Genomic DNA, 21,980 nt, shown 5'->3' on the forward strand with positions numbered 1-21,980 from the left:
GGCAAAGGGCGGTGTTGGACCAGCTTGACCGGCCCAACCTTGGGCAGATGGATAAACTGCCCTCGAATGCAGTCCTGCTTCATCTGAGGGAAGGTGAAGGAGCGATACCGCCCTACTCCCTTAAACCTAGGCCTGCCTGCCCGCTTGCCGTTACAGTCACCTTTTAGCCATCGCTCAAAGGCCCTTTGCACCCGCTGTAGGCAGTCTTGGAGCACCTGGGAATGAATCGCTTGGTATTCGGGGAAGAGAGCCTTTGTGTTTACCAAGTCTCGCTTCTGGGAGTCGAAGGTGGGCTTGTCTTTCAACACAGGCAGATGGCAGACTGTCAACGGGCAAGCGTGGCTGTTGCAGCGATTCTGCTCCCACCCGTTGAACCGTTCTGCCAGGCGATAGTTGTACTGCCTACGCAGCAGCTCCAGCCACTCACCCATCAGGGCGACTTGGCTAGCAGTAGGGCGCAAGCGGTACTGGTAAGCGGTTCTCATGATGAATGCATTGTACCTGTTGAACGCTCCCGCCTCTCATCCTGACTCTGGCCGGCCCGCCCCCCTACATCCCTCCGCCCCCCTATATCCCCCCGTATACGGGGGGACTGGGGGGCTGGGATATAGGGGGGTACAGAGCGGGGCTTCCAGGACTACGTCCCGCTAGCGCGAACGGCGGATTAGCTAAAACCACTATACTGATAGGCTCTTGAAGGTTTCAGGAAAAGCCATGAAAGCCGTGCGCCTGGCGGTGATCGACTATGATGCCGGCAACCTGCATTCAGCTTGCAAAGGGCTGGAGCGGGCCGGGGCCGAGGTGCAGCTAGTCACAGAGCCGGCTGGGCTAGCGGCTTTTGATGGCCTTGTCCTGCCCGGCGATGGGGCCTTTGACCCAGCCATGCAGCAGTTGCGGGCGCGCGGCTTTGGGGAGGCAATCCGACAAGCCATCGAGCGGCAGCAGCCTTTCTTGGGCATTTGTATTGGTTTGCAAGTTTTGTTCGAAGACAGCGAAGAGGGGACAGAGCCGGGGCTGGGCATCGTGCCGGGGCGGGTGCAGCGCTTTCGACCGGAGCCGGGCCTGCGCATCCCCCACATGGGCTGGAACCAGTTGCACCTTACCCAGCCCGACTCTCCCCTTTGGGCAGGGATCCCCGAGCAAAGCTGGGTTTACTTTGTCCACTCCTACCACGCGGTGCCCAAGGATCCAAGCTGGGTGGTCGCCACCACCCAGCACGGCAGCCAAACCTGTGTGGCCGCCATTGCCCGCGGCACCTTGTTTGCCACCCAATTTCACCCCGAAAAGTCCGGCCCTGTAGGCTTGAAGATATTGCAAAACTTTGTCGAGTTTGTTGCCCGTCGCTTGCCTGCTGCCGGCGCCTAGCGTTTCATGAACTACTGGCTGATGAAATCGGAGCCCAGCGTCTACAGCATCTGGGATCTGCAGCGGGACGGCCAAACCCTTTGGGACGGCGTGCGCAACTACCAAGCCCGCAACTACTTGAAGGCCATGCAGGTTGGGGATCGCGCCTTTTTCTACCACTCCAACGCCGACCCCCCCAGCATAGCCGGCCTGATGGAGATCGTGGAGACTCAGGTGGTGGATCCCAGCCAGTTTGATCCCACCAGCCCCTACTACGATCCCAAGTCAACCCCTGCAGCGCCCCGCTGGCAGACAGTGCGGGTGCAATTTGTTGCCGCCTTTGGGCGCTTGATCCCTTTGGCCCAGTTAAGGGCCACTTTTACCCCTGCGGAGTTAGAAGTGGTGCGGCGAGGCACGCGACTGTCGGTGATGCCTGTTCCCCAGGCTGTGGCAGAACGGCTGCTGGCCTTGGCAGCCGTTCCCCTCTAGGGTTTCCCCTGGCTGCGATCCCGGCCAAGCCTGCTTGCCCTAGGCCATTTTTGCTTTCAAAAGCCAAAGGCTGAGAGGCCCCAGCGCTGCAAGCTCTCGAAAGCGGCGTAGGCCGTTAAATCCGGCTGCAGGGGCGTAATCGACACATACCCCTCGGCAACCGCCCGCACATCGGAACAGGGATCCACCTCCTCTTCCACCACCTCTCCTGCCAGCCAGTAGTAGGCCTTGCCGCGGGGATCTACCCGTTTCTCGTAGAGATCCGTGTACTTGCGCCAGGCCAGGCGGGCCAAGACCATGCCGCGTATTTCAGCCAACCCTAGCGGGGGGACATTGACGTTCAACAGCATCGGCTTCTCTAAAGGCTTCAGGCTCAGCTTCTCCAGCAGCATCAGCACCACCTGGGCCGCCGGCTGAAAATCCTGGTGGGTAAAGCTGGCCAGGCTCACGGCTAGGCTGGGGATCCCTTCCAGCAGCCCTTCCATGGCTGCCGAGACGGTGCCGGAATAGAGCACATCAGTGCCCAGATTGGCTCCCTGGTTGATGCCGGCAATGACCCAGTCAGGGGGCTGCTGCAGCAGACCGTCCAGGCCCAACTTGACGCAGTCCGAGGGCGTGCCCGAACAGGCCCAAGCTTGCACCTCTGGCGGAAACCCCTCCCGCACCGGATCCACTCGCAGCGGCTTGTGCAACGTCAAGGCGTGGCCGGTAGCCGAGCGCTCCCGATCCGGACAGACCACCGTGATCTGATGTCCACCCACCTGAGCCAGCGCAGCGGCCAGACATCGCACCCCCGCCGCCTGGATGCCATCGTCGTTGCTGATAAGGATATTCATCGCAGCCACCCCACACCTGTACTCAGACATCCACCAGTCTGACCCCATTCTGCGCCATCCCCTAGCTGGCTGAGTTCGGCGACAAGCTCTGAAAATTTACGGCTTCTTGAGGTTATTATTGGACGTAGCCTTTTGAACAATATCAGTAGAAACCCGATGTCGCCCCATAGGGTTCAGTGCCATTATGAAGCTAAGGTAAAGTAAGCCTGTAGGTTCTCTCCTCTTTGTTTTGCCCCCTTGCGGTTTCCCCATCCTCTCACGACTCCGTTCCGCGGACGCGAAGGCGAAAGCGTTGTGTTGCAACAGTAGCCAGGTAAAGCTGGGGAGTCTGTAAAACCCATCAGGTTGCTCGAGCGACAGGAAGTTGATCCCATGACACTTGTTTCCATCACATCGGCAGCAGAGGCTCAGGAATGGCGGGAACTCCGCCAGTGGGCCGAAGAGCACTACCGCTCTCGTACGTTTCCTAAAGATGTGCGCATTCCAACTCGTCCGGGATTGGTGTACATCCCCCAAGAGGGCGTGGTGCGCCTGGTCAGCCAAACGCCGGAGCGGCGGGAGGTTTTTGTCGGGTTTATCACGCCCGGGGTGCCCTTTGAGCTGAGCAACCCGGAGCGCTTTGAGCTAAAAGCCTGCACCCATGTCGATCGCACGACGGTGATGTGGTTTTACTGGCAGGATTTGGAGCAGTGGCCCTATCTGCACCAGAAAATTCAAGAAAGCTTCCGCCAGCAACTGCAACGCAAGTTGCTCTGGCTGGGCAACTTGGGCCAGCGTCGGGCCATCGACCGCCTGAAGGGCTTTTTGACCTTGTTAATCGACGAGTATGGGCAGCCCTGTGAGCAGGGGATGTACCTCCCCTGGCCCCTCACCCACGCCCAGATCGGGGATGCCATTGGTGCCACCCGCGTGACGGTTACTCGCCTGCTGGGATCCCTGCGCTCGAAGGGGTTTGTGCAGGTGCTGGATCAAAACTTAATCTGCATCCCCAACGGGGTGAAGCTGCAGCCGACGCCAAAAAAGGCGGCCAGCGCCTGACCCTGCGATTTCAGTGCAATTTCAAAGTGCTCTGGTAAGCCGATGGGCCTACAGCTCCACTGTCGTGTTTGGGGAGAAGGGATCCCTTCGCTGCCCATCCTGCTGCTCCACGGCCATCCGGGCAATGCCGACTGCATGGAAGTCTTTGCCGAGGCGGTGGCGGGGATGCACCCCTGTGTGGCGCCGGATCTGCGCGGCTACGGGCGTTCGCAGGTGCGGGATCCCTTTGAGATGTCGGCCCACCTGGAGGATTTGCAGGAGCTGCTGGATCGCCTGGGCTGGCGGGAGTGCCTGCTGCTGGGCTGGTCGCTGGGCGGGATCCTGGCCCTGGAGCTGGCCTTGCGGCTGCCGGGACGGGTCAAAGGCTTGGTCTTGGTGGCCAGCGCTGCCTGTCCCCGCAGCAACCATCCCCCCACCGATTTTTGGGATCAGCTCAACACCGGCATTGCTTCGCTGCTCAACTGGCTTTGGCCCGGCTGGAGTTGGAACATCAACACCTTTGGCCGCCGCTCTCTCTACCGCTACCTAGTCCAGAGACATACCCCGAGAACCTATCGCTACCTGGCCCAGGCAGCTTTGCCGGCTTACCTGCATACCTCTCCTCAGGCTCGCCAAGCCCTACGCGCTGCCCTTCGACAGGGCTACAACCGCGAGGGAGAGCTGCACCGCCTGCACCTGCCGGTTTTGATTCTGGCTGCGGAGCAGGATTGCCACATCACTGTTGCCAGCAGCCTAGCCACGGCCCGCCTTCTCCCTCAGTGCACCTGCATTGTCTATCCCAACGTGGCCCACCTCTTTCCCTGGGAGATCCCTGAGCAAGTAGGGCAAGATCTGCGCCGCTGGCTGAGGGCTCAGGATTGGGCCAAGGGAGGCTCTTGCAAAGTCCCCTCAGAGGGCGGGGCGGCCTCCTGAGCCTGGGCTAACCTACGCAGCCGAGCAAAGGCCTCTTCCTCCAGGTGGATTTGCTGCTGCTGTTGTTCTTCCGGGGTGCGCAGGCGTTTCCCCAAAGGCTGTTGCAGCGTGCCCAAAAGTAAGGGCTCGGAGACTCCCGGCTCGGGGTGGATGACAGTGCGGGCCTGCAGGGTAAATACCGGCGAGCCGGTAGAGAAACGACCAGAGGAGGCCAGATCGCTAGCTGCCTGCTTCAGCGTAAGGATCAGTTGCTCCGGGGTGATATCTGGGCTAACGGCAATGACCGCCCGCTCCGCCCCTTGGTCATAGACAGTGGTGTAGGGAGCAGCCCCGGGGATGCGGGAGCGGAAAATGGGCCCTAGGCTCAGAGCAAAACAGCCTGCCGTTAGGACCAAGGTAAAGGCCGTGTAGCCCACTAGCGAAAACTTCCAAGGCCAGTTGCGTATCCAGGCCAGCAGAGTGAGCAGCGCCAGGAAGACCGCTACTCCCAGCCCCACTTGCGAAGCAGAGGCGAAGAAAGATTGCAAAGAGCCATCCATCATTCGCAAACTACCTCTTGTTGACCCCAGAACTGCCGGCGGCTATGTGCATTTTAGATCCATTTCTTTGTGCTACTAAATCAGCATTGCTGTCAAGAAGGACGCTGAAAAAATGCGAAGAAAACGAACCACGGTACTAGCGAAAGGACTATAATGCCGGCGAAGCGGCTTGAGAGCTGTCGGCATGTCATCTTCAACTCTATCTGAAGGAGCGCATCACAGGCTTGATTCTACGATCCCTCGGTAGCCCTGCGGATCGCAAGAGAGTCACTGTTCACCCTTGGCAACCTCACTGCTGGGATCCTCAGCGAATACCACGACGTCATTAGCAGCTCTGTGCTGCTGGAAAAGCTGCAGGCCTTTCGGGTTGTCTACGAAGAGGCCGTTGCCCGCCTACAGAAGCCCTCCTTCCGGATTGCCACCATTGGCACCACCTCTTCGGGTAAATCCACTATTGTGAACGCCCTCATTGGCCGGAAAATCGCGCCTATTGAGGCCCAGGAGATGAGTGCCGGGATCCTGCGGATTAGGCACAGCGAGCGGAGCAGGCTAGTTATCCACAATACCGAAGGAGCTACCTGGGAATGCGGCACGTGGGAAGACCTGAGGGACGAAGAAATCTACAGCCGGCTCAAGCTGACGATGGAGGCCTACCACCAAGAGCGACGAAAGAAGAGAAAGAAGAGGGATGAAGCGGAGGTGGGCATCCCTCAGGTAGACGTTGAGTGTCCGCTGCTGCCGGTCAGAAACCCTTTTCTGTTAGGCCTGCCTGAGGGCTTACAGGTCGAGATTTATGACTTGCCTGGCCTAAACTCAATTCAAGATAAACAAGCCTTAGGATTATCCAAGAGCATGTCAGCAAGTGCTTTAGCTTTGTTGCACTGGATTACTCTCAGACAGATTGGCAAGGACGGGAAACTCTCTTGAGAGAGCTAAAGGATGTCGTAGAGTTTCTCAGAGGTCAAACCAGTTTGATGGTCTTCTTGCTCAACAGGGTTGACATGCGGAATCAAACCGACAACCCTCTAGAGCAAAGGATCGAGGAGCTGAGGGAGGAAATTCAGGAGATTCTGGCTCTTCCAGAGCCGCCTTGCATCATTCCTCTTTCTGCTATTGCACTCTTTTATGCTCAATGTGCCTGGGGAGCTAACTCTTCTGAAGCGTCGGATGTAGATCCCAGTACCAGGCGGTGGATGGTCAGCTCTCTTTTTAAAGACTGCTATAACTTCATTAAAGCCTCTACGAGAGGTGATAAGGAGCTGAGGTCGTGGCTACTTAACCTCGAGAACAGCATCGAGGAAGGACAGGAAATATCCGAATTTTTTTCTCTGACCAAGCCCATCAGATCCCTGTTGAGCGCCAGGTCCACTGCCTATTGCTCAGCGATATTGCTCTCAAGGGTTGGGCGGTTTCCCTAGCGGCGGAATCCCAGCTTCTGCTTAAACATGGGTACCTTCAAGATGCTGTTGATGTCCTAAACTTCGAGGTCCCTCGTTTCCGGGAACTGAGCGAAAGGTGGTGTGCAGCTCTCTTGCCAGCAGATCGGCCTCAGCTCCGGACGGCCTATACGTACAAGGCTTCTGGCTTCGCTGGCCGCATCTCTAGCGAACGCATCCAGCGCATTGCTCGTCTTTCCCCATTTGATCGAGGGCTTACGCCAGAGCAGGTCTTTCTCAGAGAAAAGAATTTTTCCGTCGAGTTTCAGATGACCTATTTCCAGGAGCTGGACAAGTCTTGGCACCTTTCCCAAGCTGCTTTAGCCGAATACCTAGATACCCTCAGCGAGCTCACGGAGCGCCTCGAAGGTCTCCAGTCTTTTGCTCACCTCTGTCGAGAGCTTAACCAGGCGGATCCCTACCGATTGATCCCCTCTGAACCCCCAAGTCTTTATCTACTGGCTACCGAGTGAGAAGCTTACAGGCCTTAGCCCACCTCGCGGGCGGCCCGGACCAACAGCCCCGCCATGATCAGCCCCGCCAGGATCGAGCTGCCGCCGTAGCTAAACAGGGGCAAGGGCACCCCTGTAGTCGGAAGTAGGCCGCTGACCACGCCGATATTCAGCAGTGCCTGCCCTACCAAAAACATCAGACAGCCGCAGACCACCAGCCGGGCAGGCAGGTCGAGACAGCGCCGCATAACCCGCAAGCTGACCCAGGTGTAGGCGCTCAATAGCCCCAGGAAGAAAAGGGATCCCACCAGGCCAAACTCTTCTGCATACACAGCAAAGATGAAGTCCGTGTACTGGATGGGCAGGTAGAACAGCTTTTGTAGGGAAAGACCATAGCCTTTGCCCCACCAGCCACCTGAGCCAATAGCCAAAAGGCTCTGCACCAACTGGTAGCCGTCCCCCTGAGCATTCCCCCAGGGATCCAAAAAGGCTAAGATGCGCCGCCGCTGGTAGTCTTTGCTGAGAATGCTCACCCCAGCCGCCAAGATCCCCAGTCCCGCGGTAGCCAAGAGGGTAAAAAGGGGGAGCCCAGCCGTCCAGGCCATGACCCAGAGGGTAAGGCCGCAGATGGCGGTGGTACCCAAGTTGGGCTGGATGAGGATCCCCAGCAGCGCCAAAGCAAAGAGCCCGACCCAGACGCCGCGAAACCAGAGGGGATGGTAAAACCAACGGCCAAACACCCAGGATCCCTGCAGCACCAACAGGGGCTTGAGCAATTCCGCAGGCTGAATAATCGGGATCACCTTTAGATCCAGCCAGCGGCTGGCATCCAGGCGGGAAACCCCCAGACCTGGCACGTGGGTGGCCCAGACCAAGCCAATGCCCAGCAGGCAGAGGATCCCCGCCCAGGGGAACCAGCGCTGCAAGGGGATGCGCACTAGGATGGTGAAGCAGACCAGCCCCAGCCCTGACCAGAGCACCTGGCGCTTAAAGAAATAGAGGCCATCGCCGGTAGTCTGCTGCGCCACCGGGTAGGAGGCGGAAAACAGCATCGCTAGTCCCATCCCCAACCAGACCAGCGTCAGCCAGCGCAGCCAGCGGGCTTCAGCATTCCAGGGATCCCACAAGGGCTTGGCAGCAGGCGCGGAAGTGGTGGCCACGGTGCTCAAAGCTGGAGTACTGGTCAAAGCTGGCACAAGCAGGCGAGAGCAAGACGGTGATGGGCTGGGCCGGATTGTCCAGGGCTTGCGCTAGGGAGCAAGCAGCTACAAAAGCCCTTTCCACCGCCACATCTAGCGTTGGCAGGATCTCGAGGTCAGTATAGCGGATCTCCTGGAGGGCCTGGGCCAGGGCAGGGGCAGCCTCCCCAATGAGCAACACGCGGGCCACCTTAGCCTGAATAAGCCGCAGCCAGGCTGAGGGGTCCCCCTGTTTGGCCCTTCCACCGGCAATGAGGATGATGGGCGGGGAGAGGGCGTTGAGGGCCACCCAGCCGGCCTCGTAGTTGGTGGCTTTGCTGTCGTTGACAAAGCGGATGGGGGTGGATCCCACCTGGATTTGGGCTACCCGCTCCAGGCGATGGGGCATGCCGGCAAAAGAGCGGATGGCTCCTTGAATGGCAGTGTTGGGGATCCCGGCCAGATGAGCAGCCGCTGCCGCTAGGAGCAGGTTCTGCAAGTTGTGCGAGCCTGGGCAGCGCTCGGCAAAATCCTCCAGCTCGGCTACCGCTTCTCCCTGGATGTAAAGAGTGCTCCCCCGCAGGAAAACATCCGCTTGCGGATCTTGCAGCGAAACCCAGTAGGTGTTTTCCCAGTCCTGCCGGCGGCGAAAGAGGTAGGGATCCTCGCCGTTGACCACCCGCCACTGGGCCCGCTGCAGCAGCCGCGCCTTAAAGCCGGCGTAGCGCTCCAGGGTGCCGTGCCGCTCTAGGTGATCGGGGGTGAAAGTTGTCCACACCCCAATGCGGGGCGGGCTGCCGGGGGAGCTCTGCATCAGGTGGCGGCTGGCTTCTAGTTGGTAGCTGCTCAGCTCTGCCACGATCCAAGCCGGCTGCCGCCGCCCTTGCCAGGTTTCTAGAGCCACTTGCGACAGAGGTAAGCCGATGTTGCCGCAGGGGATCCCTTCGAGCCCTGCCACCTTGAACATCTCCGCCACCAGGGCCGTGGTGGTGCTTTTGCCGTTGGTGCCCGTGATCCCCACCCAAGGCAGGTGCTCAAGAAACGGCCAGGCCAGCTCCGCCTCTCCCACCACCTCGATCCCTTGCCGCCGCGCCTCTTGCAGCAGCGGGTGATCCCAGGCAATGCCCGGGCTGACCACCACCTGCTTCACTCCCGGCAGCAGTTGAAAAGGCTGGCCCAAGTGGACAGGGATCCCTTCCCGTTCCAGCTCCGCCTGCCGTTGCCGCAAGAGCTCCGAATCCTGCTCGTCCCAGACCCACACCTCTTTTCCCTGGGCCCGCAGCAGCCGTGCAGCCGACCAACCCGCGATCCCCAGTCCCAAAACCTGATGGCCCACGTCTATCCTCTTGGAACTTTGGCTTGCAGATCTGCATCTTACGGCTTTGGCCGCTCTCTAGAGCGCAGCGCGGGGCCTAGGGATCGGAGCGACAGAGAAAGGAGAGAACCTCGCCCATTAGACGGTTTATGGCTTGGTACTTCTCAGGGGAGGCTGAGAGGATCTCTGCTTCCGACTGCACATAGGTAGATGGCAACAGTTCGTTGCGGCAGTGGGAGACAAGCCCTTGCACCAATTCTGGCGTGGTTTCCAAGTGAAACTGGAGGCCGATCACTGAGCGTCCAAGCTGAAAGGCCTGGTTCTCACAGCCTTCGCTCTTGGCAAGGTGAATTGCACCAGGGGGCAGCTCGAAGGTTTCCCCGTGCCAGTGAAAAACCTCAATCGAGGGCGGGAAGCGAAAGGTTAGCTCATCAGGGGGCTGTACCCCTCGTACCGGCCACCAGCCTATTTCCTTAACACGATTTGGAAACACTCGGCTACCCATTACGCTGGCAATCAGTTGCGCCCCCAGACAGATGCCCAAAATGGACTTGCCGGCCTCGATGGCATTGCGGATAAACTCCTTCTCCTGACCTAGCCAAGGAAATGCACTTTCGTCATTGGCACTCATGGGGCCACCCATGACGATGAGCATGTCAAATTCATCTAGGCTCGGCAATCTCGTCGATTCAAAAAACCTTGTGCCCGTTACAGGGTATTCCTTGGCTTTGAGCCAGGACTCTATATAGCCCAGACCTTCAAAGGGCACATGTTGTAAGTAATGGACACGCATGCTGATTTCGATGACTAACACCCCAGCATAGCATAGCTCCTGTAACTTCCCTGCTGATCGTAGCATTCCTAAGATATTCATGATAGGAAAATCAAAATTCTGTTCCGTTGTATAAGGAACAAAAAGAATGCACCTGACTGGCCACTCCTCTTCTCTTAACCTCTGGCTCACTTCTTCTAAATACGCCCTAACCTATTTACAGCAACGATAGTCCGCCCCATCCCAAAAAATCGCTATCCTTTGTTCTTTTTTCTCAAGTCTTAAGTACTCTATAAACGCTCTCATGCTTTGAGAATCTGCCTTATTATATACTTGCAACAGAAACTCTCTCTTGTCATAATCTAATGCCCCAAAGTAACTTCGCCTCCCCCTGATATTCTTAATATCGGCCGCAATCTGTTCTCCTTTACCCCCCACCTCTATCCACAAAGGTAACCTCATAGCGGGTGACGCTCATCTACCATAAACACTGTTAGCTCCCCCTTGTCCATCAGGAGCTTCTACTCTTTTGCCTTATGCCGTATCTCTTTTTTTGAGCAACTGCTTCCTCATTCTTCTGGGACTGCCTCTTCTAAACTTTCCTTCAGCTCATCGCAATAGCAGCAGCTTTTTATTCGGGAGAGAGATAGGGCTTTGAGCCTCGATAAGCTAGAGCAAGTCCAGCAGCTCCTTGGTTTGGGAGTATAAGTTCCGGTTGCTGATAAAGCTTGATGACACTTGCAACACGTCACAGACCTAGGGGTGAGTATGGCCTTGGAGTGTTGTTTTGACAGCTAAGGCTTGCCCCAGCTCTCGGAGATCGGGGTTGCTGTCTACGAAATCCACGAGCCCCTGCATTAAATCCATCTTGCCCCCGATCACTAATCTGTATTAAGGTTGCTATGTGCTTCTGCAACAGCAGATGAAAACCACTGCTACTGGACTCCGGAGATCGGCTGGTTCTTGAGGGTGTGGCACCGACAAAAAGTAGAAACCACAGCCACCTACTTGCAGTGGTGGACTGCCGACGGGAATTTGCTTCTGGGGGAATTGAACAAGTAGGGCAGGAGCGGCAGTAGCAGCCCTCGCCCAAGTCCGTCAGGAACAGCAGCGCCTAGCCGCAAAGCTTCGGGAGTTGGGTGGCGATGGGAGAGCGCAGGGGTGGTGAAAACAAACGAAGCTGATTGTCTGTGAGGAGTTTTCTCTATGTCAGGAAAAAGAACAGCGCCTAAAAGTGGTGACGAATTAAAGCAGCGAGTTGTTGCTCTGGCACAATCTCTTGGATTGAAGACCAGCACGAAGGCTGTGGGGGCAACAGCGGTATATTGATGTGGTCATTAGCGATGAAAAAAGCGGCAAGCGACTGGGAGTGGAGTGTAAGTTTCAGGCGACGTCAGGCACAGCGGAAGAGAAGATCCCTGCAACCATTCAAGATATGGAGCACTGGCCTATTCCAGGGATCGAGGTAATTGACGGCGAAGGGTTTTCAAAGAACATGCAAGGATAACTGATGTCTACTGAGAAAGTGGTTTGGTTCAGCGATTTAGAAGATTGGTTACGTTTGTATTTTGGATTGTAACATGAGCGATTTGCTTCTTCCGCGACCTTTTCTAAAATGGGCCGGTGGCAAGACACAACTGACAGACGCCCTATTAGAGCGGATGCCGGTCTATTTCAGAACTTACCACGAGCCTTTTGTTGGGAGTGGCGCGCTTTTCTTTCGCCTGTATAGAGAATGCAAAATCAAACAGGCGATCCTTTCCGATATCAACGCTGAGCTGATAGATACTTACCTGGCTATTCGCGATCATGTTTGGGAAGTTATTCAACTACTCTCCGAATTTCCACACAATGAAAGTTTTTATTACCAGATTCGAGAGAAAGATCCTTGGTCAATGGGTCTTGTAGGACGAGCAGCGCGCATGATTTACCTGAACAAGACAGGCTATAATGGTTTGTATCGCGTCAATCGGCAAGGAAAGTTCAATGTTCCTTTTGGGCGATATAAAGCTCCAAAGTATCTAGACAAGGACAATCTTTTAGCTGCATCCCTTGCTCTACAAAATGTTGAAATTTTGTGCGTGCCATTTGATACGGTTGTTGAGAGGGCCAAGCCAGGCGACTGGGTGTATTTCGACCCGCCTTACGTTCCTGTCTCGCAAACATCAAACTTTACCTCCTATCATGCCAGTGGCTTCGGCCTAGAGGATCAAGAGCGATTACGAGACATTTGCATTGACTTAAGCAAGAATAAGGTGTACATCATGCTTTCTAATTCTGACACCGCAATCATTCGCTCTTTGTACGCTATGCCCTTCTTTGCTATTGATGAAGTTCAAGCAAACCGGGCTATCAACTGCAAGGGGACAAAACGAGGCAAAATCACGGAGCTAGTGGTCACAAACTACCCTGTTGAAAGAGCGGTGCAGCTAGGCTTACTCGATCAGGGGTTGCCTTATTTGAGGGCCACCCAACACTCGCTTGCGCCTGCTGTCACTCCGCTGCGCTTCGCGGGGCAGGTGAGATCCTGAGGCAGTCGACTAGTAGGTGCGCCCGCGCCAAGAGCGGGGGCGGCTGAGGGCTGACAAGATCACCCGCAGGACAGCCAAGGGATCCGCCAGCGGCGAAGCCCAAAACGTCCAGGGGGGATCCTGATAAGAGCCGCGAATGCCCATCAGCACCCCCAGTCGCAGGGCCAGCAAGCCCAGGTTGAGCCCCAACAACACTTGCTCTGTTAGGGAAAAGGGGAACCCCAGCCCGGCCTTGATCCCCAGCCCCCCCACTGCCAAGAGTGGGATCCCTTGGGTAAGCACCAGCAGGGCCATATCCCCCCACAGTTGGGCCCTGGGGGTGGCGTCTTTCAAATCCAGGGATCGGCCCCACTCCCGCCAAGTTTCGGCCAAAGAGGTGTACATGCGCACCTTGAGCAGGTGCCGACCGTCGCAAAAAGCTACTTTAAAGCCGGCTGCCGCGATCTGCCGCACCAGGGTGACATCGTCGCAAAAGGAGGCCCGCGCCAGGGTATAGCCGTTCATGGCTTCCAGCACCGAGCGGCGCACCAACATACACTGCCCATTGGCCATCGTCCGCTCCGGCAAGTGGGGAGTCTCCCCTGCCGCCCCATAGCGGTAGATCAGGGTTGTCAAAAGAGCTGGCTGCAGCCAGCCTTCCCCCCAGTGCTGCAGGATAAACTGCGGCGCCAGGGTGATGAGATCCAGCTTTTTGGCCTGGGCAGTTTCCAGCAGCCGCTCCACCAGGCCCGGCTGGGGGCGGGTGTCGGCATCAATGCCCAAGATCCACTCAGAGGCGGGATCCGACTGGAGAAATCCATAGTGCAACGCCCAAGGGCGACCGACCCAGCCGCTGGGCAGGGGATCGTCGGTAACGAGGCGAAAGCGGGGATCCCGCGCGGCCATTTGCAGCACTTTTTCGCGGGTGCCATCCTGGGAGCGGCTATCCACCACCAGAACTTCGCGCACAACCGCTCCCTGGCGGTGCAGCCCTTCCAGACAGGGATCCAGGCGCTCGGCCTCGTTGAGGGTGGGCAGCAAGACGCTGACCAGGCCCGTCGGGAAGGGGATCCCCGCTTGGCCAGGGGGCAGAGGGGAAGGGCGCCACAAAGAGGGCAGCAGCCGCGCCAGCAACACCGCCGCCATCGGCATCTGCAGGGCCAACAAACCCAGGGCAGCCGCATCCCCCAACCAATCCGGGATCCCGTGCGTATCCATTAGAGCTACCTTCCCACATCTCAAATAAAAGTTGCCCGGCGGAACCCAACCCGGCGGCTTTGGTTCAGAATCAATGTGGCTCCCGCCCTTGACTTTCTCAGCCTTTTGTTAATCTTTCCACCCGGCTCAGCCCCAAGGGATCCCTTGTTACCCTCGTCAAGCTTCCGCCAGGAAAGCTGGATCCGGTTCTGGTGCGCCAAGAGCTGGGCACGGTTCTCGCCGAGAAACCAAGACATCTCTTGCTGGATCTAAGTCAGGTTCCGCTGATCGACAGTAGGGGGGTGTCGGCTTTGGTGTGGGCAAGACGCCTCTGTTCCGCTGCCGGCTGTCCTCTCAAGCTCTGCAGCCTGGGAGAACAAGCGAAGCTGGTTCTCAAGGTTACCCACCTAGATTCCCTCTTCGAGATCTATCCCTCGGTGGAAGCGGCCCTCAAGGAGGTCTCCGAGTCTTGAGGGGGACGACTCTCCTCAGGGAGCAGTCTCCTGGCTCTCAACAGCCTGAGGCTGGTTTCTTTGGGCAGAGAGCTCGGCCTCTTGCCGGATCTGCTCCCGCAGCTTGGGTGGGGCCAGGCGGGCTGCTTGCTCAAATAGCTCCGGGGCTTTTGCCCGTAGGTTTTCATCGGTGGCGGAGCTAAGGGCTATTGCTTTGCCCAACACGGGCGCAAAGTCGCTGGGATCCGCCGCAATCATCTCGTCGTAGAGGGCGACAGCCTTTTCCGTCTGGTTATTGCGGACGTAGATAAAGGCCAAGCGCAGACGGACATCGTTATCTTCCGGGACTTCCTTCAGATAGTTCTCCAGTAGTTCAATGGCTTGAGAAGGGCGGCCCAGCGCTAGTTGAACGTCGGCCAGCTCCTGCAGGACTTGGCTATCTTTGGGATCCTTCTCGTGAAGGATCTGGAGCTGCTCTAATGCCCCTTCCAGATCCCCTGTATCTTGCTGAATCTGGGCCAAAAAAGCTCGCAGTTGCCGATTTTCCGGCTCCAGTTCCACCAGCTTCTTCAGCGGCTCGATGGCCCCTTGCGGCTCGTTGAGCTGCAGTTGCGTGTCGATCAACCCCCGCAGGGCGATGGGGTTATCCGGCTCCCGTTCCAGCACAGCCCGGTAGCCGTCCGCCTGGGCCCGCAGTTGCTCAGTAACCAAGTTGGCGGTGTCTTGCGAGTCCGAAGGCCCCAGCGCCTGGAGGATGGGGCCAAAGGAGAAGCTTAGGAACATCGCTGCGCCGACCACCAGCACCAGCGCTTTGAAGACCTTGCGGACGAAAGGTTCGTCAGGTTTGGACTGAGGCATGAAGGGGCTCGCACAAAACCTCTTTGTACTCTATCATTCGCTCCCCTGGAAGCCTAGCAGCCTCCTGAACCAGTGACCCACTTTGCCCTCAGTGAGGAAGGGAGGGGCAGTCCCCTTAGCTTTGAACCTGCTGGAGCCGCTGCACCTGGGCCTGTAGGTAGGGGATCCCCACCCGGTGGCAGTAGTCGCCAAAGCGCTCTTGGGGGTGGCGCTCCTGTTTGTAGAGCTGCAGGAGAATCCTCATCAAAGGCACAATTTGGCTGATGTGCACCCGATCCTGAAACGGCTGAGCCAGGCGATCCCCTTGCGGGCTGGCCCCCAGCCAAATCTGGTAGTGATCGGGAGCGGATCCCACCAGTCCCAGCTCTGCCAAGTAGGGGCGGGCACAGCCATTGGGACAGCCGGTCATGCGCACCAAAAAGGGCGAATCCTGCAGATCTAGCTCCCGCAACACCTGATCCAACTGGCGGATCAGGGTGGGCAGGGCCCGCTCCGACTCGGTAATGGCCAAGCCACAGGTGGGCAGCGCCGGACAGGCCATGGAAAGCCGCACCAGCTCCGGGATCTCCTCTTTGGAGAGCACCCCGTGGGACTTGAGGATCTGGTTAATGGCCTCTCGCTGGCCCTCCTCGATGTCGATGAAGATCACGTCCTGCGTGGGGGTAAGCCGCAGGTGGAGGGAAAATTCCTCCACAATCTTGCGCAGGGCCGTTTTCAGCTGCCGCTCCGGCGTATCCTGGATGCGGCCATTTTCAATGGAGAGGCCCAAAAACCAACGGCCATCCCCCTGCTCGTGCCAGCCCAGGTAGTCGTCGCTATTGGGGACAAACTTGGGCATCCGTCGGAAGGGCAATAGCTTTTCCCCCAGGTACTGCTCGACCACGCGGCGAAACTTGCGGATCCCCCAGTCGCGCACCAGATACTTCAGCCGCGCCTGCTTGCGGTCGTAGCGGTTGCCGTGATCCCGCTGCACCGCCAAAACCGCCTGGCAAATCCGGTACACCGCTTCCGGCGGGGCAAAGCAGAGTTTCTGGGCCAAAAGGGGTTGGGTCTCCTCCTTGCCGTGGGTGCGCCCCATGCCGCCGCCCACCACGATGTTGAAGCCCTTGAGGTTGCCCTTGCGGTCGGTGAGCACAATTAGGCCCAGATCCTGGGCGTAGATATCGACCGTGTTCTCTCCAGCCACGGTGATGGCGGTCTTGAACTTGCGGGGCAAGTAGACTGGGCCATACAGAGGCTCCGGCCCTTCCAGCCTTACCCCATTGCCGACAAACTGCTCGGCTTCCCGGACTTCCGGATCCACCGGCGGGATGGGAACCGCCTCCCCATCCACCCACAGCTCGTAGTAGGCAGAAGTCTTCGGAGCCAAGAGATCCGCCAGCTTGCGGGCATACTCCTGGGCATAGCGGTAGGCAGGCCGGTTCTTGTAGGGGGCAGCCGGCGCCGTGATGTTGCGGTTAACATCTCCACAGGCGGCCAGGGTGGATCCCATCTGCCGAATAATGCTGGCCACTGTGGCCTTGAGATTTTTCTTCAGGATCCCGTGTAATTGAAAGGTCTGCCGGGTGGTGGCCCGCAAAGTGCCGTTGCCGTACTCCTCCGCCAGCCGATCCAGGGTCAAGTAAAGCTGTGGCGGCACATGCCCCCCCGGAATGCGGGTGCGCAGCATCATCTGGTAGGCCCGCTCCAGTCCCTCCTGCTTTCGCTGCTGCCGCAGATCCCGGTCGTCCTGCTGGTAGACACCGTGGAACTTGAGCACCTGCACCGCCGCTTCGCTGAAGTGGGTGGTGTCTTGGGCCAACTCCTGCTGCAAGGGATCCCGCAGGAAGTGGCTATCTGCTTTGATCTGCTCCACCTTGGAGCGCTTGGCCTCAGAGGCGGCAAAGGGAGTCATCTGATTCTCCAGTAATCCGGTCGGAATACCTGTGAAACAGGGTAGCATCTCCCCTGGGTCGCGTCCAGTTCTGTGGGTTGGGGTTAGAACAGCCTGCCCCCCTCTCCCAGAGGGAGAGGGGATGGGGGTGAGGGGTGCCGCCGCAGATTGAGAGCTGCGGCAGCATCTCTAGCCGGCCAGCGCCAGGCGGGCGCCGTAGTCTGCCGCCGACCAGAGCTTCCAAGCAGCGTTGCCCTGCAGCTCCAAGACCAGATCGTGGTAGGCCAGGAGAGTGGGTCGGTGGCCGACACTGACGTAGGTGGTGTTGAGGTGCTGCAGTTGCAGGTAGAGCAGCTTTTCGTTGGCCACATCCAGGGCGCTGGTGGCCTCGTCCAAAATGGCGTAGCGGGGCTGAGTAATCAAAATGCGGGCAAAGGCCAAGCGCTGCTGTTCGCCCAAAGAGAGGGTGCTAGCCCAATCTTTCTCCACGTCGAAGCCGCCCACCCGCTCCGGCAAATCGGCCAGGTTCACCTGGGCCAAAACCCGGAGGAGATCTGCGTCGCTAAGATCCCGGCGGCGGCCCGGGTAGAGCAGTTGATCCCGCAGGGATCCCAGCAGCATGTAGGGCTTTTGCGGCAGGAAGAGCATCTCGGTGGTATCGGGGCGGGCAATGGATCCCTGGCCGTTGTTCCACAGGCCGGCAATGGCCCGCAGGAGGGAGCTCTTGCCGCTGCCGCTGGCTCCCACAATCAGCAGCCGTTGGCCCGCCTCTAAAGTCAAGGACAAATCCCGCACCAGGGTTCGTTCCGAATTAGGCGTTAGCAAAGTCACCTGCTGCAGGGCCAGTTGGGGAGCAATGCGGGTTTGGATGGTACTTTCTCGAGGGCGCAGCTGGCGCAGGGCAGGATTCTCCAAAGCTTCGTAAAAGGATCCCAGGCGGTTGATCCCGGCGGCAAAGCTGGAAATGCTCTGGATCTGGTTGGCCACAATCGAAAGGGCGCTCAGCACCTGGCTAAAGGCGATGGTAGCCTGGGTAATGGTGCCGAAATCGCGCACGCCGCTAAAGTAAAGGGGGGCCACAATTACGTAGGGCACAATGCGAGTGAAATAGTTATAGGCGTACTGAAAAATGTCGATAATGGCCTGCCAGATGATCAGCAAATTAAAGTTGCGCAAGGCGGCAGCAAAGCGGTTCAAGATCTGTCTCAGCTCCAGGTCTTCCCCTTGGTAAAAAGCAATGGACTCGGCGTTGTCCCGCACGTGGACTAGGCTGTAGCGGAAGTCGGCCTCGTAGCGCAGTTGATCGAAGTTAATTTTAATCAGCTTGCGGCCGGCCAAAATGGCGATCCCGGTGCCGATGGTAGCATAGATAACCAGCCCCACCGCTAGGGGGCGGGAAATGCTGTAGAGAATCCCAGTAAAGGCGTAGAGGGTGAGGATGGAGTCAAGAATATCCAACAAAAAAGAAAGAGTGGTGCCGGTAAAGGAGCGTACATCTTCCGAGATGCGCTGGTCAGGGTTATCGATCTCTGTGTTAGCGGCGTTGGAATCCAGCTCGTAGTAGGCCCGCCGATCAAAGTAGCGATCCAGAAAGTAGTCGGTCAGCCATTCCCGCCAAAACAGGGCCAGCTTTAGCCGTGTATATCGGTAAATAACCAAAATGGGGATGGCGGAGATGATCAGCACGCCATAGATGATCAAAAATTGCCAGAAGGTGCTCTCTTCTTTTTGCTGCAGAGCCGTGTCGATAAACCGGAAGATAAAGCTGATCATCACGTTCAGCCGGTTTACCGTTAGCGACAGGAACAGCAAAAAGGTCAGCAGCACCCATTGCAGCCAACGGCGGCAAATCTGGCGCCACACCAGCCCAAAGGCCAGGCTGCTCAGGGCCAAACTGGCTGCGGCCACCCATAGCACCGGCGAGGCTAAATTCCTCTCTGTTTGCTCGACCAAGCCTGCTGCTAGGGTGCGGAAGAACTCTGGAAAAAGAGCCTGTCCAACCAGGGTTACCCCAATCTCGACAAAAAACATGAGGGCAACCACAAACACCATGGATGCTGCTAGCAAGCCGAAGAAGATCCAGCCCCCGTAGCGCACCCGCGGGTAGAAGTAGGGTTGCGCTACGCTGATAAAGCGATCCCAGAGTTGGCGGTCGAAGTTAAATTGGGCGGCTTGGGATTCCATGGTTGCGGTTGTCGGCAAGAGCGCGGGGTATTGATATTTTTCAGGCTAGCAGGTCAGGGATCCGCATCTCTGTCCAACAGGAGCCAATCCATCGGGAATCTGAGGAAGAGCCCCGTTGCCTACTCTGGAACATTTCCGATCTGGCTCCATAAATCCTTATATCCAGCCAGATCTTATGCACGAGCATGCGCTTGTCCAAGGCCCAACCTTCTTAGGCGGGATCCCCCTGCAGCCGCTTTTGCCAGGCCGCTTGGGCTGCCAGCCACACCGTCTGGACCGGCACGCGGAACTCTTGGGCGCGGGCCACACAGTCGCGAAACTCCGGCTGGGCGTTGACGATGTGGCCGTGGCGGCAGGCCACCTTGATGTCCACCAGGCCGTAGGGGGTTTCCACCCGCTCGATCCTTCGCTCCAGGACGGTGCGCTGCTGCTGGGAGTGGCGGATGCCCAGGGTGGTGGTTTCCCGGAAGATGAGATCTTGGCACTCCGGCACCCGCTCCGGCGGGCAGATCACCGTCAGTAACACTCCCGGCCGCCCTTGCTTCATGGTGATGGGCTGGGTAAACACGTCCCAGGCACCTAGGGCCAGCAACTGCTCGCAGGTATAGGCAATCACTTGAGGGTTGAGGTCGTCAATCTGAGTTTGCAACACCGAGACGATCTCGGTCGGCTCTTCCCCCTGGGACTGGCCAATCCAGAGACGAAAGATGTTGGGAATGGGCAGCTCGCGGCTGCCGGCCCCACGCCCCACTTTTTCCAACCGCAGCGGCGGACAGGGCCCAAACGCTTCTGCCAGCGCCACCGCCAAGGCCGCGCCGGTGGGGGTGACCAGCTCGGCTTCTACGCCATTGCTAAACACTGGCACCCGTCCCATTTCCCACAGCTCAATCACCGCCGGCACCGGCACGGCCAGCTTGCCGTGCTCAGTGTCCACCCAGCCGCCGCCAATGGGGTGGGGAGAGGAGATCACCCGCTCCACCTGTAGCCACTCCAGGCCAACACAGGTGCCGACGATATCCACCAGGGCATCGACAGCCCCCACCTCGTGGAAATGCACTGTTTCCAGGGGCACCTGGTGAACCTTTGCCTCCGCCTGGGCCAGCTTCTCAAAGACCTTGAGGCTGCGGGCCTTGACTGCGGGGGCCAGCCGGGATCCGGCAATCAAAGCCTGGATCTCCAACCAGGAGCGAGGGGGCAGGGATCCGTCCAGCACCTCCACCACCGCCTGCAGGGCAGGCTGCCCACAGCGCTGCACGCGACTCACCTGCAGGTTGTATTCCCCCCCGATGCCCAAGGCCTGGAGCTGCTGGTTGAGATACTCCAGGGGCACCCCGCAATCCAGCAGCGCCCCCAGGCACATGTCGCCGGCAATGCCCGCTGCGCAGTCAAAGTAAGCTACTTTCATACCAAAGCATGTTGACTTGACATACTCCCCTCGCCTAAAGGCGAGAGATTCTTGACGCTTCACAGACTGCTGCTGGCTAGCCAGTCTTACGCAGTCTCCACGTCCGTTTTAGAGTCGGGCGATGCCCCATCCCGACTTGCTTTAGGTTGTTGGCGGCATTCACATCCCTGTCATGCACTGCCCCGCAACCGTCACAGACCACCACACGGGTAGCCAAATCCAACTTGCCCCAGTGCCAGCCACAAGCCGAACAGTACTGGCTTGTAGCCTCCCACCGGTCGATGAGGCGCACTTCCCTCTGGTACTTCTCACCTTTGCCCTCACAGAGAGCCCGAAAGGTATGCCACCCCTGCTGACTAATCGCCTTGGACAACCGACGGTTTTTCAACATCCCGCTAACGTTGAGGTCTTCCAAGCACACGACTTGGTTTTCGACCGTGAGCTGGGTTGACAACTTGTGCAGGAAGTCGAGCCGCATGTCGGCAATGCGGTTGTGCAGCTTGGCAATCCTCAGCCGGGTTCGCTCCCACCGATGGGATCCCTTCACCCGCCTGGCAAGCTGCTTTTGCAGCTGGGCAATACGGTTGTACAGAGGCCTATAGTTGGGACTGGGGAACTTGGCCCCATCGCTTGTGGCGGCGAAGGTCTTAATCCCCAAATCCACTCCAATACTGGGTGAGCGAGCAGGGATGCTAACAGGTTCCGTCTCCACCACAAAGCTGACAAAGTAACGCTCGGCAGTGTCTTTAATTACAGTGACGGAACTAGGGGTACTCGGCAAAGGTCGGCTCCAAATAGGCTTAATGGCTCCCACCTTGGCCAAGTAAACCCGCTTACCGTTGATAGAAAAAGCTCCCCTAGTTAGCGTTGCTGACTGCTTGGCTGCTTTCTTTTTGAGCTGCGGCGCACCTCCTTCCTGGGCAAAGAAACGCTGGTAAGCTTTGTCCAAATGTCTGAGAGATTGCTGTAAAGCAACACTTGAAACTTCGCCCAACCACGGAATCGATTGCTTGAGCTCGGTTAGGCGCTTGGCCAAAGCGTTGTACCCTGGATACTTCCCAACGGCTTGGCAGTGGGCTAAGGCTTCATTCCAGACGTACCTGACACAGCCAAACAACTTGGCAAGCTTCTGCCGCTGTTGGTCTGTGGGGTAGAACCTATACCTGTATCGAGCTTTCATGGGCTAGAGT

20 protein-coding genes are annotated in these 21,980 nt (G+C 58.1%); 8 read left to right on the forward strand and 12 right to left on the reverse strand.

The genetic code is table 11. The features are described from left to right. The coding region (locus tag SYN65AY6A5_RS14145; RefSeq protein ID WP_143597145.1) for a helix-turn-helix domain-containing protein at positions 1-485 on the reverse strand (485 nt) is incomplete at its 3' end. A 229-nt stretch (positions 486-714) separates the two neighbouring features. Here SYN65AY6A5_RS14145 and hisH point away from each other — a divergent pair. Then, on the forward strand, positions 715-1,365 hold the full coding sequence (gene hisH, locus SYN65AY6A5_RS06665) for an imidazole glycerol phosphate synthase subunit HisH (protein ID WP_011429853.1): 651 nt from the start codon (positions 715-717) through the stop codon (positions 1,363-1,365). A gap of 6 nt (positions 1,366-1,371) precedes the next feature. Beyond that, positions 1,372-1,833, forward strand: a complete 462-nt coding sequence (locus SYN65AY6A5_RS06670; RefSeq protein ID WP_099884109.1) for an EVE domain-containing protein — start codon at positions 1,372-1,374, stop codon at positions 1,831-1,833. 56 nt (positions 1,834-1,889) lie between these two features. Here the strand turns inward: SYN65AY6A5_RS06670 and surE are convergent, their stop codons facing one another. Then, positions 1,890-2,669 carry a 5'/3'-nucleotidase SurE gene (gene surE, locus SYN65AY6A5_RS06675; RefSeq protein ID WP_011429851.1) on the reverse strand — a complete coding sequence of 260 codons (780 nt, stop codon included), beginning with the start codon at positions 2,667-2,669 and terminating at the stop codon, positions 1,890-1,892. Between the two features lie 372 nt (positions 2,670-3,041). On the opposite strand from surE, the gene SYN65AY6A5_RS06680 reads away from it, so the two are divergent. Next, positions 3,042-3,707: a Crp/Fnr family transcriptional regulator gene (locus tag SYN65AY6A5_RS06680; RefSeq protein ID WP_011429850.1), complete on the forward strand. Its 666-nt coding sequence runs from the start codon at positions 3,042-3,044 to the stop codon at positions 3,705-3,707. Positions 3,708-3,749: 42 nt separating this feature from the next. Continuing rightward, on the forward strand, positions 3,750-4,619 hold the full coding sequence (locus SYN65AY6A5_RS06685) for an alpha/beta hydrolase (protein ID WP_099884111.1): 870 nt from the start codon (positions 3,750-3,752) through the stop codon (positions 4,617-4,619). Here the strand turns inward: SYN65AY6A5_RS06685 and SYN65AY6A5_RS06690 are convergent. Beyond that, on the reverse strand, positions 4,559-5,161 hold the full coding sequence (locus SYN65AY6A5_RS06690) for a Ycf51 family protein (protein WP_240531002.1): 603 nt from the start codon (positions 5,159-5,161) through the stop codon (positions 4,559-4,561). The genes SYN65AY6A5_RS06685 and SYN65AY6A5_RS06690 overlap by 61 nt on opposite strands. Positions 5,162-5,494: 333 nt before the next feature. Between SYN65AY6A5_RS06690 and SYN65AY6A5_RS06695 the strand changes: the two genes are divergently transcribed. Both SYN65AY6A5_RS06695 and SYN65AY6A5_RS13830 read left to right on the forward strand, forming a co-directional pair. Beyond that, positions 5,495-6,085 carry a dynamin family protein gene (locus SYN65AY6A5_RS06695; protein ID WP_168174243.1) on the forward strand — a complete coding sequence of 197 codons (591 nt, stop codon included), beginning with the start codon at positions 5,495-5,497 and terminating at the stop codon, positions 6,083-6,085. 778 nt (positions 6,086-6,863) lie between these two features. Then, positions 6,864-7,067 (forward strand): hypothetical protein, encoded by a 204-nt coding sequence (locus tag SYN65AY6A5_RS13830; RefSeq protein WP_143597114.1) that lies wholly within the window; start codon positions 6,864-6,866, stop codon positions 7,065-7,067. Between the two features lie 14 nt (positions 7,068-7,081). Here SYN65AY6A5_RS13830 and SYN65AY6A5_RS06710 read toward each other — a convergent pair whose 3' ends face one another. The 3 genes from SYN65AY6A5_RS06710 to SYN65AY6A5_RS06720 all read right to left on the reverse strand — a co-directional run bounded on the left by SYN65AY6A5_RS06710 (position 7,082) and on the right by SYN65AY6A5_RS06720 (position 10,353). After that, positions 7,082-8,206 carry a putative peptidoglycan glycosyltransferase FtsW gene (locus SYN65AY6A5_RS06710; RefSeq protein WP_049749724.1) on the reverse strand — a complete coding sequence of 375 codons (1,125 nt, stop codon included), beginning with the start codon at positions 8,204-8,206 and terminating at the stop codon, positions 7,082-7,084. Next, a complete protein-coding gene (murD, locus tag SYN65AY6A5_RS06715; RefSeq protein ID WP_011429845.1) occupies positions 8,151-9,560 on the reverse strand; it encodes a UDP-N-acetylmuramoyl-L-alanine--D-glutamate ligase in 1,410 nt (469 codons plus the stop codon). Before murD ends, SYN65AY6A5_RS06710 begins: the two co-directional genes overlap by 56 nt. A 76-nt stretch (positions 9,561-9,636) precedes the next feature. Beyond that, on the reverse strand, positions 9,637-10,353 hold the full coding sequence (locus SYN65AY6A5_RS06720; protein ID WP_240531003.1) for an amidotransferase: 717 nt from the start codon (positions 10,351-10,353) through the stop codon (positions 9,637-9,639). Between the two features lie 1,538 nt (positions 10,354-11,891). On the opposite strand from SYN65AY6A5_RS06720, the gene SYN65AY6A5_RS06730 reads away from it, so the two are divergent. Continuing rightward, entirely contained in the window at positions 11,892-12,842 is a 951-nt protein-coding gene (locus SYN65AY6A5_RS06730; RefSeq protein ID WP_099884119.1) for a DNA adenine methylase, read from the forward strand. A gap of 9 nt (positions 12,843-12,851) precedes the next feature. Here SYN65AY6A5_RS06730 and SYN65AY6A5_RS06735 read toward each other — a convergent pair whose 3' ends face one another. Continuing rightward, positions 12,852-14,039 carry a glycosyltransferase family 2 protein gene (locus SYN65AY6A5_RS06735; protein WP_049749723.1) on the reverse strand — a complete coding sequence of 396 codons (1,188 nt, stop codon included), beginning with the start codon at positions 14,037-14,039 and terminating at the stop codon, positions 12,852-12,854. 191 nt (positions 14,040-14,230) lie between these two features. Here SYN65AY6A5_RS06735 and SYN65AY6A5_RS06740 point away from each other — a divergent pair, with 191 nt between their 5' ends. Continuing rightward, positions 14,231-14,491, forward strand: coding sequence for an STAS domain-containing protein (locus SYN65AY6A5_RS06740; RefSeq protein WP_168174244.1), 261 nt, complete (start codon positions 14,231-14,233; stop codon positions 14,489-14,491). Positions 14,492-14,506: 15 nt separating this feature from the next. Here the strand turns inward: SYN65AY6A5_RS06740 and SYN65AY6A5_RS06745 are convergent, their stop codons facing one another. The 5 genes from SYN65AY6A5_RS06745 to SYN65AY6A5_RS06765 form a co-directional block, all read right to left on the reverse strand. Then, entirely contained in the window at positions 14,507-15,328 is an 822-nt protein-coding gene (locus SYN65AY6A5_RS06745) for a tetratricopeptide repeat protein (protein WP_099835590.1), read from the reverse strand. 115 nt (positions 15,329-15,443) lie between these two features. Beyond that, a complete protein-coding gene (locus tag SYN65AY6A5_RS06750; RefSeq protein WP_099884123.1) occupies positions 15,444-17,222 on the reverse strand; it encodes an NADPH-dependent assimilatory sulfite reductase hemoprotein subunit in 1,779 nt (592 codons plus the stop codon). A gap of 168 nt (positions 17,223-17,390) precedes the next feature. Next, complete coding sequence (locus SYN65AY6A5_RS06755) at positions 17,391-19,385, reverse strand: ABC transporter ATP-binding protein/permease (protein WP_011429836.1); 1,995 nt, start codon at positions 19,383-19,385, stop codon at positions 17,391-17,393. Between the two features lie 211 nt (positions 19,386-19,596). After that, on the reverse strand, positions 19,597-20,790 hold the full coding sequence (gene larC / locus SYN65AY6A5_RS06760) for a nickel pincer cofactor biosynthesis protein LarC (RefSeq protein WP_099884125.1): 1,194 nt from the start codon (positions 20,788-20,790) through the stop codon (positions 19,597-19,599). Positions 20,791-20,866: 76 nt separating this feature from the next. Further along, positions 20,867-21,970 (reverse strand): RNA-guided endonuclease TnpB family protein, encoded by a 1,104-nt coding sequence (locus tag SYN65AY6A5_RS06765; RefSeq protein WP_099812285.1) that lies wholly within the window; start codon positions 21,968-21,970, stop codon positions 20,867-20,869. Positions 21,971-21,980: the final 10 nt, after the last annotated feature.

Source organism: Synechococcus sp. 65AY6A5, from assembly GCF_002760415.1.
In the GTDB taxonomy this organism is placed as follows: Bacteria; Cyanobacteriota; Cyanobacteriia; order Thermostichales; family Thermostichaceae; genus Thermostichus.

Bases quoted from the DNA above. Each gene is read 5' to 3' on its own strand.
- hisH (WP_011429853.1), top strand. From the start codon at position 715: ATGAAAGCCGTGCGCCTGGCGGTGATCGACTATGATGCCGGCAACCTG.
- SYN65AY6A5_RS06670 (WP_099884109.1), top strand. From the start codon at position 1,372: ATGAACTACTGGCTGATGAAATCGGAGCCCAGCGTCTACAGCATCTGG.
- surE (WP_011429851.1), bottom strand. From the start codon at position 2,669: ATGAATATCCTTATCAGCAACGACGATGGCATCCAGGCGGCGGGGGTG.
- SYN65AY6A5_RS06680 (WP_011429850.1), top strand. From the start codon at position 3,042: ATGACACTTGTTTCCATCACATCGGCAGCAGAGGCTCAGGAATGGCGG.
- SYN65AY6A5_RS06685 (WP_099884111.1), top strand. From the start codon at position 3,750: ATGGGCCTACAGCTCCACTGTCGTGTTTGGGGAGAAGGGATCCCTTCG.
- SYN65AY6A5_RS06690 (WP_240531002.1), bottom strand. From the start codon at position 5,161: ATGATGGATGGCTCTTTGCAATCTTTCTTCGCCTCTGCTTCGCAAGTG.
- SYN65AY6A5_RS13830 (WP_143597114.1), top strand. From the start codon at position 6,864: ATGACCTATTTCCAGGAGCTGGACAAGTCTTGGCACCTTTCCCAAGCT.
- SYN65AY6A5_RS06730 (WP_099884119.1), top strand. From the start codon at position 11,892: ATGAGCGATTTGCTTCTTCCGCGACCTTTTCTAAAATGGGCCGGTGGC.
- SYN65AY6A5_RS06735 (WP_049749723.1), bottom strand. From the start codon at position 14,039: ATGGATACGCACGGGATCCCGGATTGGTTGGGGGATGCGGCTGCCCTG.
- SYN65AY6A5_RS06745 (WP_099835590.1), bottom strand. From the start codon at position 15,328: ATGCCTCAGTCCAAACCTGACGAACCTTTCGTCCGCAAGGTCTTCAAA.
- SYN65AY6A5_RS06750 (WP_099884123.1), bottom strand. From the start codon at position 17,222: ATGACTCCCTTTGCCGCCTCTGAGGCCAAGCGCTCCAAGGTGGAGCAG.
- SYN65AY6A5_RS06755 (WP_011429836.1), bottom strand. From the start codon at position 19,385: ATGGAATCCCAAGCCGCCCAATTTAACTTCGACCGCCAACTCTGGGAT.
- larC (WP_099884125.1), bottom strand. From the start codon at position 20,790: ATGAAAGTAGCTTACTTTGACTGCGCAGCGGGCATTGCCGGCGACATG.
- SYN65AY6A5_RS06765 (WP_099812285.1), bottom strand. From the start codon at position 21,970: ATGAAAGCTCGATACAGGTATAGGTTCTACCCCACAGACCAACAGCGG.